A 16683-nucleotide genomic window follows, 5' to 3' on the forward strand; every position below is an offset into this window, starting at 1 on the left:
CCGGTTGCTGCTCTCTTCTACGGGCAGCAACCGAATAATGACATGGGCCTCTGACTCTCAGTATCAGAACACCTGGATCAGCTAACGGAAAAATTTAAGCTATACCTCCCACTTCACCCAATCTCCTTTTTGTTCATCGTATTGCCATAGGTCATCTTCGTCAAAATGTCCGCGCTCTTCTATCGGTACCCCTTGCTGTTCCTCCTCTTCCCATTGTTGCCGCAACTTATCTGTTAAAATATAAGGCGTCTTGGTGACAACTTCTCCAGTAAAAGGAAATCTATTTCCGGTTTCCTCCAAGCGGATAAACTTGGCACCAGTGGGAATATTCGAGATGACCACAGCCTTAGTCGCTGAAGGGAAAAGAATATAACCATTAATCAAAGGGAAATATCGCGGTAAACCAGGCTTATGCGGTGGTGGAATGATATCAACGGCATTCCATGAAAGAAGGTAATCCAATCCCTCATCTTTATTAGGCCCCATTGGATAACCCTGGTAAAAATAACGATTTTGAACTGAATAACTACCCGTCAATACATATGCAATATAAAAATAGTAACTAACCAGATCTATTTCTTCTGTTCTGAACGTACCGAATATTGAATGCAAAGGAAACGTTCCCATGCCACCAAGGAGGCCAAGAACCTCAAACTGTTCATCGTGACCATACTGATCAATATATTTTCCCGTATTGATTTTCGATACCTGCATATCCGTCAAAATATTGTCGTGTCCATTACTTGAATTGAATCTATATCGACCGTAAAGAAAATGCAGGCTATCCTCATAAATGTAAGTGAATTGCTCTTGGTTAAGAGTACGGAGAGGATCGGGTTTATCTGTCCATCGCTTATCAGCGCCCAAATTATTGCGATTTCCGAAACGGATAGAAAGCTCTAGCGGATCAAGATATGACATATAACCACCTTTTCATCACAGAATAGTGGGCACATACGCCCATTAAAAAAACGATAATTATTACATTAACAAAAATTTAACTATATATTGTTATTAAAATTTACAACCTCCTGATCTGTATTATTATTACCCCCAAATGTATTACTGCAAAAGTGTTAAATAAATGTATCAATTATCTCCCAAAAACAAACAACCCACTGTCCTATCCAAAAAATGATGAATGATAATTATTTCATTCTTAAGAATATTAATTATTTGATAAATATAAAAATAACCTAAAATCGTTTAGCCTTAATATTGAAATAGTTAATCATATCTCTATTTTATACGCTAATAAGTTTTTTTAAGAATAGACGAACAATTCACAAAGAAAAGGATTTTTTGTAAAAAAAACATACGACATCTCATTTACATCAATATTTACATAAATTTCAAACAAATAAAGTAACTATATTTACTTACAATAATTAAAAATATAATCTGTATTTTTAATTACCAAACTAATCATTCCAAACAAATACATTATCAATAATATTTTAATTTCGTCTAATTATACACAATGTAGAAAATAACAATTATTTTATATTTTTATCATTGACAATATATTCTCTAATCTTTTAAGAAGATAACTCTGCATATCAATTAATTACATTATTTTTTGAAATTTATTTGACAACATCTAAATGGCACCTATAGTTATATGTGTTAGACAAAATGTTATATGCCAATTAAAACCATTAACTGTCCTATATTTTTAGTGCTAAAAAAATTTCTTATGTAGATTGCTTTTATAGTAGAAGTACCAACCACCTTATATTTCCCAAGAGAACATCTTCTCGTTCTTTACTTTGGGACAATATAAGTTAATTTATCAATTCATTAGATTATATTTTGGAGTTTATATTATGATTAACGACATGCATCCTTCTTTAATCAAAGATAAAGATATGGTAGACGATATGCTCTTACGCGGCTGTAAAATCATTTGCATGAGAGTTATGCCAGATAAAGCTATGCAAGTTATGGTGACAGTATTATTCCATGGTGGCGTATCTGAAGAAATGCTGTTGAAATGGAATCTTATGGACAATAGAGGCATGGCTATTTATAAGGTTCTTATGGAAGCTCTTTGCGCTAAGAAAGATGTGAAGATAGGAATTGTAGGAAAAGTCGGACCTCTCGGCTGCGATTATATTAATTGCGTAGAAATCTCCATGTAAAATGATCGTTTGTTGTTAAATGCTTGGGCTAAATAATAATTCCTAATAGAAAATCGATCTGATTGAAGCGATTTAATGAATCGCAAAATACAATACTGTTGCAATAGGATATTTAGCACAACATTTTCCAGGTAGAATAATGCCGATTTTACAAAGGCGTATTCTATCAAATTCAAGGCAGAACGTAATATTAACGTTCTGCCTGCCATTGTTATATTTAACGCTATTTAATAGAGAAGCGAAAATTTATCATTAAATTAATATTAATTCATCTTACTATATATCTTCCGAACAGAAAATTAAAAAATAATTACTCAAATTTTAATTCTTTCTAATTTCACAACAAAATAATACCCATCAAAAACCACCTGAAAAATAACACACATCATCAAATAAAGCTTTGCAAACAACATAGTATAACATTTTCATTTTTATGCGCCGTTAATATTTCATTACGAAATATAATTATACAAACAATATTTTTATATTGTAATTATTAACAATAATATCCTACACCAATCGCATTATATTTAAAATGGATTATTAACTTTATCCTTTCAAAGAAACAGAAATAAATATCAATGTTATTTTTTGATTATCGTTATACCTTTGATTATTATAACTCTAACCCTTTAGAGGAAATATATTATTGGCGACATTTTAACTGCATCAATAATTATATAACACGGATAAACTTTTAATATAGATCACAATTACCAATTACCTTATATTTCTTCGGCGGCCAAATTATTGGTCTGCACATTTGAGTAATAAGAATTTATTTTTCAACTACATTAAACTATAGGATTAATACAATGAACTTTGCACATCCTTCTGCAACTGGTGAAGTGGTAACAGAAAATAAAACTGATCAAGCTCCTAATTACTATTTCGCTGTTGGTACTGTAACTTCTGTTCAAGCGGCACCTGATCAAAACCAATTGCAGGTTACTGTGACTATGCAATTCCCTAACGGTAAATTTAACTACATCTTATGGTGGAATACTCAAGACTACAGAGGCGTAGCACTGTACCATCTTCTTCTGAACGCTTGCAGCAATAACAAACGTGTAAATATAACCTCTTCATCAGTTGTTTCTCCTGGTGGTTACAATTATATCTACAACGCAACATTACTGGCTTAATATAAAGTTATAAGCCAATAAGTAACTGCACCAAATACCACATTGTTACAATAATATTTGGCGCAGTATTTCTCTGGTAGAATAAGATTTATATTTATTCAAAGCCAAAAGAAATTTGTTACCAAATACTCCTTTCTCCAGGCAGAACCGAGAGATCAACGTTCTGCCTGTTCTGTCATTATTTCTTAAAATTCATCGTAATAAATAATGCCTTATTTTTCAATAATGACAATTTTAATTTCTTAGTTCAACATTTACTTAATTTAAATATTATGTAAAATAAAAACAATAACAGATAACAAACTAATTCCAATATATTTATTCACCATATATTTAATAACGCTAACAACAGTATATTACTGTAATTTCATTAGATCTATTTTACAACTCAGATATTTTAATTTATTAATAATTAATTTCACATCTGACTCCATCTATAAAAGAATAAAAAAATTTAAATCTGTTTTCTTGACAAACATCAATAATACTTACTACTATTTTTAGTGCATGAGTATCTATTTTCCTTTTGTTTATTACCCTTTATAATAATAGGTGATTACATGTCAAAAGAAAATCAACGCATTAAAAAACCATCTTCAGGTTATGCAACAGATCATTTCTATGATGGAGCATGGCACAGAGCCGTCAAATTCGTTGAAGGCAGTGTTGAATTTTTTGATGTTTACGACGTCATTTTTGAAGGAATTACTCACCAATCCCCACCGATATTAGTTTCTGAGAATATTATTATTATTCCCTTAGAAAAAGATGAAGTTGCATGGAACAGTAAAATAGAAATATATGGTGCTATTGGCACCGGAGAAAGCGAGAAAATTTTTTCTGATGGTGATGCCATCCGACCTTTTGCCGGTGAACTTGATACTTCAAATCCTCATGAACCACTGGTCATTTTCGAAGGAGGCAACGTTAGCCGTTTTTCCAATTACATAGCCAGTGTCAATGGAGTTGAATATGGCGGCTTGATTATAGATCCACAGAGAAATTCAATATCACTATTGCGTGCTCTTGAGGCTGGGAAATTGCACGTATTTGGTAAAACTGAAACTGGCAAAAATGTCACAGTCTTTGAAAAAGATACTGAAGGTGAAAATAAACCGCTTAATGGATGGGTAGAGCTCCATGATGTAGCGACATGTATTCTATTCAGAAGTGGCGATTTGACTGAATTTGCTGATAGTTATGAACTCAGATATGAAGGAACATCAACCCACGATTATCGCGGTTTATCACCTACGCATATTCGATATCAGAATATTGGTCATCATGTTAAAACTGAAGTTGAATTATGGGCTTACTGGAAAGAGAAGCCTAATGGAGTTTTATTATTCAAAGGCCGATATAACGGTTCTTTTGTAAAAAGCAGCGAGCATTGCTCTCTGGAAAAAGATAAATAAATGTAAAATGTGCGCGGCAAAAATGCCGCGCCCTGAACTAACCAGGAAGGATATATCTGCTGCATGTTGACGATCGAACTCACCTTCCCATATAAATCATACACTTAAATTAAATCAACCAAAAATAGCACTAAACCAACCGCTAACTTTCATGACAACCAAATCCCAAATACGGCTGAAAAAACCCCCTTTCTCAACAGCGTCTTTAACAACTAAAGGTCGCTGCTCAATGACTTTATCGCCTAATTGGAAATTAATAACACCGACAACCTGGTTTTTTGTCAAAGGCGCTTCCAATGGTGTTTGATTCAACGTGTAACTGGCTTTCAGATTTTTCAACTGACCACGAGGAATCGTGATCGCTGCGTCTTTTTCCACCCCAAGAGCAACATCTGAGCGATCACCATACCAAACCTTTTCTGAAACAAACGGTTCACTGGCTTTAATTGGTGTCACCGTTTCATAAAAACGGAATCCCCATAAGAGTAATTTTTCGCTTTCAGCGAAACGAACCCGATCACTTGGCGCACCCAGCACAACGGAAATAAGCCGCATTGGCCCCTCTGTCGCTGAAGCAACCAAATTATGACCAGCGCCGCTGGTATAGCCTGTTTTTACACCATCCACATTCATATTCTTATTCCACAACAACCGGTTACGGTTAGGCTGTCGGATGTTATTAAAGGTGAACTCTTTCTCTTTATGAAGGGCGTACTCATCAGGAACATCACGGATCATTGCTTGACTCAACACCGCCATATCATGAGCGGTACTGAATTGACCTTCAGCATCCAATCCATGAACAGTACGAAAATGGGTATTAGTCAACCCAAGTGCCTTTGCATAATTATTCATCAGACTGACAAATGCATCCTGACTACCTGCCACATGATCAGCTAAAGCAATGCTGGCATCATTACCAGACTGAATAACAACGCCTCGATTCAGATCGATCACTTTTACCCTGTCACCGGGTTTAAGAAACATCAGAGAAGAACCTTTCAGTATCGGATTACCCGTCGCCCAGGCATCCTTTCCTACCGTAACCATATCTTCCAGTGTGATTTTTCCGGCTTTTATCGCCTGACCGACCACATAGCTGGTCATAATTTTTGTCAGACTGGCTGGATCAAGCTGCTCATCAGGATTACCAGAAGCCAGAATTTTACCGCTAGCATAATCCATCAACACATAAGCTTTAGCCTCCACCGGAGGAACAACAGGTTCATCCGATGCATAAGCACTAGTATTTACGACTAATATAGCTGACAGCACCGCAGTAACACACTTCATCGTCATAGCCAAACTGTTCTTCATCACCCTTCTCCCTTTTACTTACAAGAAAAATGTCAGATTTCTATTAATATAAGATGTTGTATGACAAGAAACCAATGTAATAGTGCAAAGATTGTTCTTACCATTAGTTTTAATTTAAGTGACTGTTTAATCCCCCTGGATACAAGGAGAAACCCATGCTGACCGTTTGGGGCCGTAAAAACTCTTCCAATGTAAAGAAAGTGCTCTGGTGCCTGAAAGAGCTGAATGTGCCGTACCACCAGATAGACGTTGGCGGTAAATTTAGCAAACTGGATGACCCGCAATATCTGAAAATGAACCCAAATGGACAAATTCCCTGTTTACAAGAAGGTGATTTTATCCTGTGGGAATCTAACGCCATTGTCCGTTATCTTGCGGCGAAATTTGGTGAACAGGTACTTTATCCACAAGATCTGCAAGAAAGAGCGAATGCAGATAAATGGATGGATTGGGTCGGTTCACATTTATTTCCCTGTATCAGACAGCTAGTGTTAGGTTTTATTCGCACACCTGAAGCCGAACGGGATCAAAAACAGATAGAACAAACACTGACTGAAATCGCAAAACTGATGAAAATAGTAGACAACACCTTGGCAGAACAAGAATTTCTTTCCGGAGACAAATTTGGCATAGCTGATATTGCATTCGGCCCCATGATTTATCCTTGGCTTAATGCTCCCATCCAACGTCCATCTCTGCCAAATATTGAACGCTGGTACCAACTGATGGCAGCAAGACCCGCGTTCAAAGAAATCGTCATGATTGAATTAAATTGATAAAAATCAGCTCATTGGCATCCATCTGGGATCTGGATATTGATACTCAAACCCTAACTGCTTACAAATACGGCTGCCATCAACAATCCTACTCTCCACCTGAGTTCCTTCTCTGGCAAACTCAGGTGGAATTAAGTCAAGCTGATTGCTGGCTTTAGGGTAAAACTCAGCTTTGATTGGATGAACAGGCGCACATAAATTATAGATATGACCACCTTCAGTCCGCTGAATTAACAAATTAATGGCGGAAATAACATCATCCTGATGAACCAGATTTACCGGCTGATCTCCTCCTTTGACTTCCTTTTTCCCCGCCAGAAAACGCCCAGCATGACGGCCACTCCCCACCAACCCAGCCAAACGCAAAATATCAACGGAAATATTTGGCAGTTTATGCAACCAATTCTCTAATTCAACCAATGCCTGAGCCGAAGGTGTTTCAGGGCAAAAAGGAGCATCTTCATTCAGGTTACCGGCAACAAAACCATAAACAGAAGTAGAACTGGTGAAAATAATCCTTGGTACAGAATATGATAGGGCAGTATCGACAATTAACTGAACTGCCCTAACATAGTTATAACTGCCCCCCGCAGTGTGGCTTGTCGGTAAAGTGATAATCAGCACATCGGCCACCATCAACTGTTCCAAATCATCAAGCGCACAATTAATCTGGGGTTCCAGTTGTAACAAATAGCATTCGATGCCAGACATACGCGCAGCCTCTACACCATCTGACGTCGTTTTACTGCCAACAACCTGCATACCACTACGGCTCAATGCCTTGGCTAATGGCATCCCCAACCAACCCAGACCGATAATGGAAACTTTTTTCATCATCACCCCTTCTTTTGCCTGATATTATCTTGATTATGCTGACAATCTGAACATTAAGCCACTGTTATTATTAATACTGTATTTTTCTTATGGAAAACAATATCTCAAGTAAAAACAAGATATTATTGCAATATAAATTTATCGCTAAAAAAATAGATTGCTTTTAGCCTGTCAAATCGTATAGGTTGAATAGCAAGCAGAAAATTTAATCACTGCGGGTTAGCCAACCAAAGCAACCAGCAGCAAATGGTAAATAATAGAAATAATCAATATAGAAAAAGAGAAGCCATTATGATCCGCATTCAATTCAACCATTATCATCACCATCATCCTGATTAGTCTTTCAGGCGGTTGTGTACTGGAAGACGTTTAGCGGGTCTTCCGGTGGCATGAATGCAATACAAAACCCTCGGAAGAATCCTTCCGGGGGTTTTTTTATGTGTCCAATTTTAAATAGGGATAAAAATGTTAGATAAATCACGTTTACGTATAGCGATGCAAAAATCAGGCCGATTAAGCGAAGATTCACGAGAGTTACTGGCCCGCTGCGGGATTAAAATCAATCTGCAACAACAACGTCTGATTGCATTCGCGGAGAATATGCCAATTGATATCCTGCGGGTACGTGATGACGATATCCCTGGGCTGGTTATGGATGGCGTCGTTGATCTGGGCATTATTGGTGAAAATGTGCTGGAAGAAGAGCTGTTAAATCGTCGTGCTCAGGGAGAAGATCCACGTTATTTCACTTTACGCCGTCTTGATTTCGGCGCTTGTCGTCTTTCACTGGCCGCACCTCTGGATTACAACTATACCGGCATCGAATGTCTGCAAGATGCCCGTATCGCAACCTCTTACCCTCACCTGCTAAAACGTTATCTTGATCAGAAAAAAATCCACTTTAAATCCTGTCTGCTAAATGGCTCAGTAGAAGTTGCGCCCCGGGCCGGTTTGGCAGATGCCATCTGTGATCTGGTTTCAACCGGTGCAACTCTGGAAGCAAATGGCCTGCGGGAAGTAGAAGTCATCTACCGTTCAAAAGCTTGTCTTATCCAACGTGATGGCGAAATGCCCGCCGAAAAACAGCAACTGATTGATAAGTTAATGACCCGTATTCAAGGGGTGATTCAGGCTCGTGAATCCAAGTACATCATGTTGCACGCACCAAGCGAAAGACTCGAAGAGGTCATTTCTCTGCTACCGGGCGCAGAACGTCCAACTATCTTACCGCTGGCGGGTGATCAGAGCCGCGTTGCCATGCACATGGTGAGCAGTGAAACCCTGTTTTGGGAAACGATGGAGAAACTTAAATCTCTTGGTGCCAGTTCTATTTTAGTTTTGCCGATTGAAAAAATGATGGAGTAAACAAGATGACTACCCGTTTCGAAACCTTGATTCGTTGGCAGGAATGTAATGCTGAACAGCAAAACGCTTTGCTGACACGCCCTGCTGTCGCGGCTTCAGAAGAAATTTCCCGCACAGTGGAACAAATTCTGAATGCAGTCAAAACGGATGGTGATAATACCCTGCGGGAACTCAGCCAGCGTTTCGACAAAACCGTGATTGAAAATATCCGTATCTCGTCGGAAGAGATAGAAGCCGCAGAGATCCGCCTGAATAATGAAATTAAACAGGCAATGCAGCAAGCAATGAATAATATCCGTATTTTCCACGAAGCTCAGAAACCTGTGGAGATAAAAGTGGAAACTCAGCCTGGAGTCCATTGCCGACAAATAACACTCCCCATTGATTCTGTCGGGCTGTATATCCCCGGTGGTTCTGCGCCATTACCTTCTACCGTTTTGATGCTCGGAACGCCTGCCAAAATAGCGGGTTGCCGTAAAGTGGTACTTTGTTCTCCACCCCCTATTGCCGATGAAATTCTCTATGCAGCCAAATTGTGCGGAATGACGGAAATATTCCAGATTGGCGGAGCGCAGGCCATTGCCGCTATGGCATTCGGAACAGAATCCGTACCCAAAATAGATAAGGTTTTTGGTCCAGGTAACGCTTATGTCACTGAGGCCAAAAGACAAATTAGTCAGCGAATGGATGGTGCCGCTATTGATATGCCTGCCGGCCCATCGGAAGTGCTTATTATTGCTGATGAGGGTGCAAATCCTGTATTTGCTGCCGCCGATTTACTCTCACAAGCAGAACATGGCCCGGATTCACAAGTCATATTGGTCACGCCTAATGAGAATCTAGCCAAAAAAGTTATAGCAGAAATCGAAAAACAGCTTACCCTGCTCCCCCGAAAACAGATTGCCGCCAAAGCACTGGAACACAGCCGCATTATTGTGACAAAAAACCTGCAACAGTGTATGGAAATCAGTAACCGCTATGGCCCTGAACACCTGATTATTCAAACTTGTCAACCAGAACAGCTGGTTGACAAAATCACCAGTGCCGGTTCGGTTTTCCTTGGTGACTGGTCGCCGGAATCTGCGGGAGATTACGCCTCAGGAACCAATCACGTCTTACCAACCTATGGTTACACTTCAACTTATTCCAGCCTTGGTTTGGCTGATTTCCTAAAACGTATGACGATTCAGCAATTAACTCCACAAGGGCTACTGAACTTATCCCATACCATTGAAATACTGGCTCAGGCAGAACAACTAACTGCTCACAAAAACGCGGTTACTTTACGCGTGGCTTCACTAAATATTGCAGATGATAAGGAATGAACATGAATCACGTTTTTGATGCCAATCTATTAGCACGAGAAAATATCCGCAAATTAATACCTTATATGTCCGCCCGCCGCCTCGGTGGCAATGGCGATGTTTGGTTGAATGCCAATGAATACCCATTGGCACCTGATTTCCAATTCACCGGGCAGACACTGAACCGTTATCCTGACTGCCAGCCTGCATCAGTTATCTGCCGTTATGCAGCCTATGCCGGTTTACAACCTGAGCAGGTGCTGGCCTGTCGTGGTGCGGATGAATCCATTGAGCTGCTGATCCGTGTATTTTGTGAACCTGGACAAGATGCTGTGCTGTTCTGCCCTCCGACTTATGGTATGTACAGTGTCAGCGCGGAAGCTTTCGGGGTCGAACAAAAGAAAATTGCCGCACTGAAAAATTGGCAACTGGATATCGAAGCGATCGAAAATAACCTCGACCGGGTAAAGCTAATCTATATCTGTAGCCCTAATAATCCAACAGGGAACTCGATTAACTCTGATTCACTGCGTAAAGTTCTGGAACTGGCAGCTAATCGCGCAATTGTCACTATTGATGAAGCCTATATTGAGTTCTGCCCGGAAAATAGTATCGCAAGCTGGCTAAAAAACTATCCGAATTTAGTCATTTTGCGAACCCTCTCGAAAGCTTTTGCTTTAGCGGGTTTGCGCTGTGGATTTACTCTCGCCTCTGTGGATATCATCACTCTGTTGTTAAAAGTCATTGCGCCTTATCCGCTTTCCACTCCTGTTGCGAATATTGCAGCACAGGCACTGACAGCAGAAGGTATCGCCGTTATGCAAAAACGGGTCGTTGAAATCAGGGAGAACCGCGACTACTTGCAGCAAGCTCTGAATAAATTGACCATCGTTGAAAAAGTATTCCCCAGTGAAACCAACTATATACTGGTGAAATTCTATGATGCCGAAACCGTTTTCAGGACACTATGGCATCAGGGCATTATCCTGCGCGACCAGCGCAAACAGCCTGGATTGGATGGGTGCCTGCGGATCACCATAGGCACCCGTAAAGAGTGTGAGCAGGTGGTTGCAGCCATCAGCCCCCTTTCCACTAAAAATGAACAACAAAAGGAAACAACACGCTGATGAACCAGAAATTCCTTTTTATTGACCGGGATGGCACGCTGATCACTGAACCATTAACAGATTTTCAGGTTGATCGCCTGGACAAACTGGCATTGGAAGCTAATGTTATTCCTGCTCTGCTTGCCCTGCAAAAATCAGGTTTCAGGCTGATTATGATCACTAATCAGGATGGCCTTGGTACCAATAGCTTTCCATTGGAACAATTTGAACCACCACACAACCTGATGATGCAGATTTTTAGTTCTCAAGGGATCAGCTTTGATGAAGTTTTAATTTGCCCACACAAGCCAGAAGATAACTGCAATTGCCGTAAGCCAAAAATAAAATTAGTGGAAAAATATCTGGCGGAAGGCTTGATGGATACGACTAACAGCTATGTTATTGGTGACCGGGAAACAGATCTGCAACTAGCTGAAAATATGGGGATTCAGGGGTTACGTTACCATCCGGAAAACTTTGGCTGGCGAACCATAAGTGAACAACTCACCCGTAAAGATCGCCACGCTCACGTTCAGCGAGTAACGAAAGAGACCTCCATCAATATTGACGTTTGGCTTGATCATGGAGGTGGCAGCAAAATCAATACTGGTGTCGGATTCTTCGACCATATGCTGGATCAGATTGCTACCCAAGGTGGTTTCCGTATGCATGTCCAGGTTAAAGGCGACCTCTGTATTGATGATCACCACACTGTTGAGGATACCGGTTTGGCTCTCGGCGAAGCGTTAAAGCTGGCTCTGGGAGATAAACGGGGCATCTGCCGCTTCGGTTTTGTGTTACCAATGGATGAATGCCTTGCTCGCTGTGCCCTTGATATCTCTGGTCGCCCTCATCTTGAATATAAAGCCGAATTCAAATATCAGCGAGTGGGTGATCTGAGTACCGAAATGGTTGAGCATTTCTTCCGCTCGCTCTCTTATGCCATGGCCTGCACACTGCACCTGAAAACAAAAGGCAGCAATGATCACCACAGAGCAGAAAGTCTGTTCAAAGTCTTTGGCCGGACGCTACGTCAGGCGATTCGGATAGAAGGCGATACATTGCCAAGTTCAAAAGGGGTTCTGTGATGAAAGTCGTCATTCTTGATACTGGCTGCGCCAATCTGTCATCGGTAACTTATGCCATCCGAAAATTAGGTTATGAACCTGAAATCAGTCTGGATGCCACAGCGGTCCTGGCCGCAGATAAATTACTTCTGCCCGGCGTTGGCACAGCTGGTGCAGCAATGGATCAACTGAAACAACGGGAACTTATCCCGTTAATTAAAAGACTGAACCAACCTGTGTTAGGTATTTGTCTTGGCATGCAATTATTCGCCGCCACCAGCGAAGAAAACGATCATGTCACAGGTGATAACGTCACCCTGCTTGAACTTATTGACTCTCCGGTCAAAAAAATGGCTACCAATGGGCTGCCGTTGCCTCATATGGGCTGGAATCAGGTTCTGCCAAAAGCCGGGTATCCTCTGTTCCGCGGCATTAAAGACAATAGCTATTTTTATTTCGTCCATAGTTACGCGATCCCAGTGAATACATACACAATCGCTCAAACTGAATATAGCGATACTTTCAGCAGTGCAATCGCCAAAGATAACTTCTTTGGGGTGCAGTTTCACCCTGAACGTTCCGGTGCCGCCGGAGCCAGGCTATTAAAGAATTTTCTGGAGATGTAAACGCAATGATTATACCAGCATTAGATTTGATTGATGGCCAGGTCGTAAGGCTACATCAGGGAAATTATGATCAACAGCGGGATTATAAACATGATCCTCTGTCCCATTTTCAGCAATATGCTCAACAGGGAGCAAAACTGCTCCATCTGGTCGATCTGACTGGTGCTAAAGATCCATCAGCCCGCCAGACTCCTTTACTGCGCAAGTTACTTTCGGCTGTTTCCGTGCCTGTTCAGGTTGGTGGCGGCATCCGTACAGAAGAAGATATAAAAACATTGCTTGATGCAGGGGCCAACCGGGTCGTCATTGGTTCTACCGCCATAAAACAACCGGCATTAGTTACGCAATGGTTTGAACGTTATGGTGCAGAAGCCATTGTGCTGGCACTGGATGTACGCATCAATGACGCAGGAATGAAACAGGTTGCTATCAACGGCTGGCAGGAGAATTCAGCGGTCACTCTGGAACAGGTTGTTGAACAATATCTGCCTTTGGGACTGAAATATGTACTGTGTACCGACATCTCCCGCGATGGCACGCTGAATGGCTCGAACATCGAACTATATCGGGAAATTTGCCAATGCTATCCGCAAATTGCGTTTCAGGCTTCAGGTGGTATTGGCACGTTAAATGATATCGCCTCTCTGCCTGCCAGCGGTGTAGCCGGAGTGATTATTGGTCGTGCATTACTCGACGGAAAATTTACACTAACGGAGGCAATTCAATGCTGGCAAAACGCATAATTCCTTGTCTTGATGTTCGTGATGAGCAAGTGGTTAAAGGTGTTCAGTTTCGTCACCACGAAATCATCGGTGATATTGTTCCACTGGCTCAACGCTATGCAAAAGAAGGTGCCGACGAACTGGTTTTCTACGATATTACCGCCTCATGTGATGGACGGGTGGTAGATAAAAGTTGGGTAGCCAGAGTCGCAGAAGTGATTGATATCCCTTTCTGTGTTGCGGGTGGTATTAAAACGGTCGAAGATGCGGGGAAAATCCTCTCATTTGGGGCAGATAAAATCTCCATCAACTCCCCTGCACTTGCTGACCCAACTTTAATTACACGTTTGGCAGATCGTTATGGCGTTCAATGTATCGTCGTAGGGATTGATAGCTGGTTTGATGAAAGCACCGGCTGCTATCAGGTTTATCAGTTTACCGGGAATGAAAAACGGACAACAGCGACTCAATGGCAAACCCTCGATTGGGTAAAAGAAGTACAACACCGTGGCGCGGGAGAAATCGTGCTGAATATGATGAACCAGGATGGTGTCCGCAATGGCTACGATCTGACGCAACTAAAACAGGTACGCGACGTCTGTCATGTCCCTCTCATTGCCTCCGGTGGTGCCGGGGCACCAGAACATTTCCTTAACGCCTTTAAACAGGCAAACGTTGATGGCGCACTAGCCGCATCAGTATTCCATAAACATATTATTAATATTGGTGAATTGAAACAGTACCTTACACAACAAAATGTGGAGATAAGAACTTGCTGACCGAACAACAAATCGAAAAACTGGATTGGGAAAAAGTCGCTTATATGATGCCGGTTATCGTGCAACATGCAATATCCGGTGATGTCCTCATGATGGGCTATATGAACAAAGCAGCACTTAATACCACGATCAATTCGGGTAAAATCACTTTCTTTTCCCGTAGCAAACAGCGTCTATGGACCAAAGGTGAAAGTTCCGGCCATTTTCTTAATTTGGTCAATATCTATCCTGACTGTGACAATGATGCCCTGTTAGCTCTTGCTGACCCAATCGGCCCCACCTGCCATTTTGGTACAAACAGCTGCTTTGCTCCGGCACAAACTGAGTGGGGGTTTCTCTATCAGCTTGAAAAATTGCTGGCTGGTCGTAAAACAGCAGACCCTGACCACTCATACACCGCAAAATTATATGCCAGCGGTACCAAACGAATCGCTCAGAAAGTCGGTGAAGAAGGGGTAGAAACCGCTTTGGCGGCCACGGTTAATAACAGAGAAGAGCTAACAAATGAAGCGGCGGACCTGATGTATCACCTGATGGTTCTTCTCCAAGACCAAAATCTGGATCTCAGTTGTGTCATTCGCCAACTACGGGAAAGAACAGAAAAATGAATGTGTCTGAAGAAAATTCGCCACTGAGTTTACCCGACATACCACCGAAGAAAGCCTTAACCGGGCCAGTATTGCTGTCAGAAGACTCAGCAAAGGAACTGACCCGGTTAGCCGCAAATATTTTGAGTCAGTTCGACAATATGTAGATACCTATGTCCACACGAGATGAGGGTTTACAAATCACATGGCAGCTTTGAAGATTGCAACGATTTCTTCATGGGTAGCCTGAGCTGGATTAGTTAAACAACAGATATCTTTCAGGGCATTCGTTGCCATCATTGGCAGATCTTCTGGTTTGACATTCAGTTCAGCCAAACCAGCTGGAATGCCAATATCTTTTGACAACTTACGAATTTCAGCAATACATGCCGCCGCCCCTTGCTGATCATTCATATCTCTTACATCTACCCCCATCGCAGCCGCAATGTCTTTCAAACGACTAGCAGACCCTTTGGCATTGAATTCTTGAACGTGCGGCAACAAAACTGCATTACATACACCGTGTGGTAAATCATAGGAACCACCCAACTGATGAGACATTGCATGGACATATCCGAGTAATGCGCTATTAAACGCCATACCTGCCAAAAATTGTGCATAAGCCATGTTCTCACGGGCCTTTATGTTACTCCCATCTTCTACCGCGTGACGCAGAGATTGGCTAATCATAGTGATCGCTTTCAATGCACAAGCATCCGTTATTGGGTTAGCCCCAACAGAGACATAGGCTTCAACCGCATGAGCCATTGCATCCATTCCGGTCGCTGCGGTTAAACTTTTCGGCATTCCTACCATCAATTCCGGATCGTTCACGGACATAATAGGTGTGATCTTTTTATCCGCAATAACCATTTTAATATGGCTATCCACATCAGTAATGACACAGAAACGCGTCATTTCTGATGCGGTTCCCGCAGTAGTATTAATAGCAATCAACGGCAAATGTGGCTTAGATGAACGATCAGTTCCTACGTAATCTTGAATATCTCCGCCGTTAGCTGCCAGCAGCATAATAGCTTTCGCACAATCATGTGGCGAACCACCACCTAAAGAAATAATGCAATCGCTATTATGCTGACGCAAAACATCCAAACCTTCAGAAACGTTAACCGTCGTCGGATTCGGATGGGTACCATCGTAGACCGCACTCTCAATACCCACATCAGCCAGCAAAGATTGAACTTTTGCTACTATTCCAATTTCATTTAAAATGCGGTCAGTCACAATCAAGGCTTTCTTGTAACCGTAATCTTTCATCGAACCTATCGCCTCAATCAGACAGCCCACTCCCATCATATTTACCGATGGCATAAAAAAAGTCTTAGTCATCATTAGCAAATCCTTAATATTAAAATAGTTTCAACATAAAAATATATAATAAATTTAAAAAGTTACTTCATGGAAATATAAACAATCCTCTTGCAATAAATATAAATAATAGCTCTATTTAAGTCATGCTACTTAAAAAATATAAACAT

The 16683-nt window shown here is 41.2% G+C and carries 17 protein-coding genes and 1 other annotated feature; of the genes, 13 read left to right on the forward strand and 4 right to left on the reverse strand.

Going from position 1 to position 16683, the window contains the following annotated elements; translation table 11 throughout:
* Positions 1–99: 99 nt before the first annotated feature.
* Positions 100–921, reverse strand: a complete 822-nt coding sequence (locus ACGF63_RS13195; protein ID WP_387631333.1) for a hypothetical protein — start codon at positions 919–921, stop codon at positions 100–102.
* A gap of 905 nt (positions 922–1826) precedes the next feature.
* On the opposite strand from ACGF63_RS13195, the gene ACGF63_RS13200 reads away from it, so the two are divergent.
* The 3 genes from ACGF63_RS13200 to ACGF63_RS13210 all read left to right on the forward strand — a co-directional run bounded on the left by ACGF63_RS13200 (position 1827) and on the right by ACGF63_RS13210 (position 4701).
* Positions 1827–2141, forward strand: coding sequence for a hypothetical protein (locus tag ACGF63_RS13200; RefSeq protein WP_036850908.1), 315 nt, complete (start codon positions 1827–1829; stop codon positions 2139–2141).
* An 815-nt stretch (positions 2142–2956) separates the two neighbouring features.
* Positions 2957–3286, forward strand: a complete 330-nt coding sequence (locus ACGF63_RS13205) for a hypothetical protein (RefSeq protein WP_387631336.1) — start codon at positions 2957–2959, stop codon at positions 3284–3286.
* Positions 3287–3846: 560 nt separating this feature from the next.
* Positions 3847–4701, forward strand: a complete 855-nt coding sequence (locus ACGF63_RS13210) for a hypothetical protein (RefSeq protein ID WP_166285544.1) — start codon at positions 3847–3849, stop codon at positions 4699–4701.
* Positions 4702–4815: 114 nt separating this feature from the next.
* On the opposite strand, the gene ACGF63_RS13215 is transcribed toward ACGF63_RS13210, so the two are convergent.
* Entirely contained in the window at positions 4816–6018 is a 1203-nt protein-coding gene (locus ACGF63_RS13215) for a serine hydrolase (protein ID WP_387631339.1), read from the reverse strand.
* A 155-nt stretch (positions 6019–6173) separates the two neighbouring features.
* Between ACGF63_RS13215 and ACGF63_RS13220 the strand changes: the two genes are divergently transcribed.
* On the forward strand, positions 6174–6794 hold the full coding sequence (locus ACGF63_RS13220) for a glutathione S-transferase family protein (protein ID WP_036850902.1): 621 nt from the start codon (positions 6174–6176) through the stop codon (positions 6792–6794).
* Between the two features lie 6 nt (positions 6795–6800).
* Here ACGF63_RS13220 and ACGF63_RS13225 read toward each other — a convergent pair whose 3' ends face one another.
* Complete coding sequence (locus ACGF63_RS13225) at positions 6801–7628, reverse strand: SDR family oxidoreductase (protein WP_387631407.1); 828 nt, start codon at positions 7626–7628, stop codon at positions 6801–6803.
* 314 nt (positions 7629–7942) lie between these two features.
* Positions 7943–8067 (forward strand) — a sequence feature (His leader region).
* Positions 8068–8093: 26 nt separating this feature from the next.
* Between ACGF63_RS13225 and hisG the strand changes: the two genes are divergently transcribed.
* The 9 genes from hisG to ACGF63_RS13270 are packed head-to-tail and all read left to right on the forward strand — an operon-like array spanning position 8094 to position 15351.
* Complete coding sequence (gene hisG / locus ACGF63_RS13230; protein ID WP_387631342.1) at positions 8094–8993, forward strand: ATP phosphoribosyltransferase; 900 nt, start codon at positions 8094–8096, stop codon at positions 8991–8993.
* 5 nt (positions 8994–8998) lie between these two features.
* A complete protein-coding gene (hisD, locus tag ACGF63_RS13235; RefSeq protein WP_387631345.1) occupies positions 8999–10318 on the forward strand; it encodes a histidinol dehydrogenase in 1320 nt (439 codons plus the stop codon).
* Between the two features lie 2 nt (positions 10319–10320).
* Positions 10321–11424 carry a histidinol-phosphate transaminase gene (gene hisC / locus ACGF63_RS13240; RefSeq protein ID WP_387631348.1) on the forward strand — a complete coding sequence of 368 codons (1104 nt, stop codon included), beginning with the start codon at positions 10321–10323 and terminating at the stop codon, positions 11422–11424.
* On the forward strand, positions 11424–12491 hold the full coding sequence (hisB, locus tag ACGF63_RS13245) for a bifunctional histidinol-phosphatase/imidazoleglycerol-phosphate dehydratase HisB (RefSeq protein ID WP_387631350.1): 1068 nt from the start codon (positions 11424–11426) through the stop codon (positions 12489–12491). The genes hisC and hisB overlap by 1 nt, the downstream gene beginning before the upstream one ends.
* Positions 12491–13096 carry an imidazole glycerol phosphate synthase subunit HisH gene (gene hisH, locus ACGF63_RS13250; RefSeq protein ID WP_036850887.1) on the forward strand — a complete coding sequence of 202 codons (606 nt, stop codon included), beginning with the start codon at positions 12491–12493 and terminating at the stop codon, positions 13094–13096. The genes hisB and hisH overlap by 1 nt, the downstream gene beginning before the upstream one ends.
* 5 nt (positions 13097–13101) lie before the next feature.
* A complete protein-coding gene (gene hisA / locus ACGF63_RS13255) occupies positions 13102–13839 on the forward strand; it encodes a 1-(5-phosphoribosyl)-5-[(5-phosphoribosylamino)methylideneamino]imidazole-4-carboxamide isomerase (RefSeq protein ID WP_387631353.1) in 738 nt (245 codons plus the stop codon).
* Positions 13821–14597, forward strand: a complete 777-nt coding sequence (gene hisF / locus ACGF63_RS13260; RefSeq protein ID WP_387631356.1) for an imidazole glycerol phosphate synthase subunit HisF — start codon at positions 13821–13823, stop codon at positions 14595–14597. The genes hisA and hisF overlap by 19 nt, the downstream gene beginning before the upstream one ends.
* A complete protein-coding gene (gene hisIE / locus ACGF63_RS13265; RefSeq protein ID WP_152962804.1) occupies positions 14591–15205 on the forward strand; it encodes a bifunctional phosphoribosyl-AMP cyclohydrolase/phosphoribosyl-ATP diphosphatase HisIE in 615 nt (204 codons plus the stop codon). The genes hisF and hisIE overlap by 7 nt, the downstream gene beginning before the upstream one ends.
* Positions 15206–15207: 2 nt before the next feature.
* Positions 15208–15351 carry a hypothetical protein gene (locus ACGF63_RS13270; protein WP_152962803.1) on the forward strand — a complete coding sequence of 48 codons (144 nt, stop codon included), beginning with the start codon at positions 15208–15210 and terminating at the stop codon, positions 15349–15351.
* Positions 15352–15385: 34 nt separating this feature from the next.
* Here ACGF63_RS13270 and yiaY read toward each other — a convergent pair whose 3' ends face one another.
* On the reverse strand, positions 15386–16537 hold the full coding sequence (gene yiaY, locus ACGF63_RS13275; protein ID WP_387631359.1) for an L-threonine dehydrogenase: 1152 nt from the start codon (positions 16535–16537) through the stop codon (positions 15386–15388).
* Between the last annotated feature and the right edge of the window lie 146 nt (positions 16538–16683).

Source organism: Photorhabdus sp. RM322S (genome assembly GCF_042879395.1).
GTDB lineage: Bacteria > Pseudomonadota > Gammaproteobacteria > Enterobacterales > Enterobacteriaceae > Photorhabdus > Photorhabdus khanii.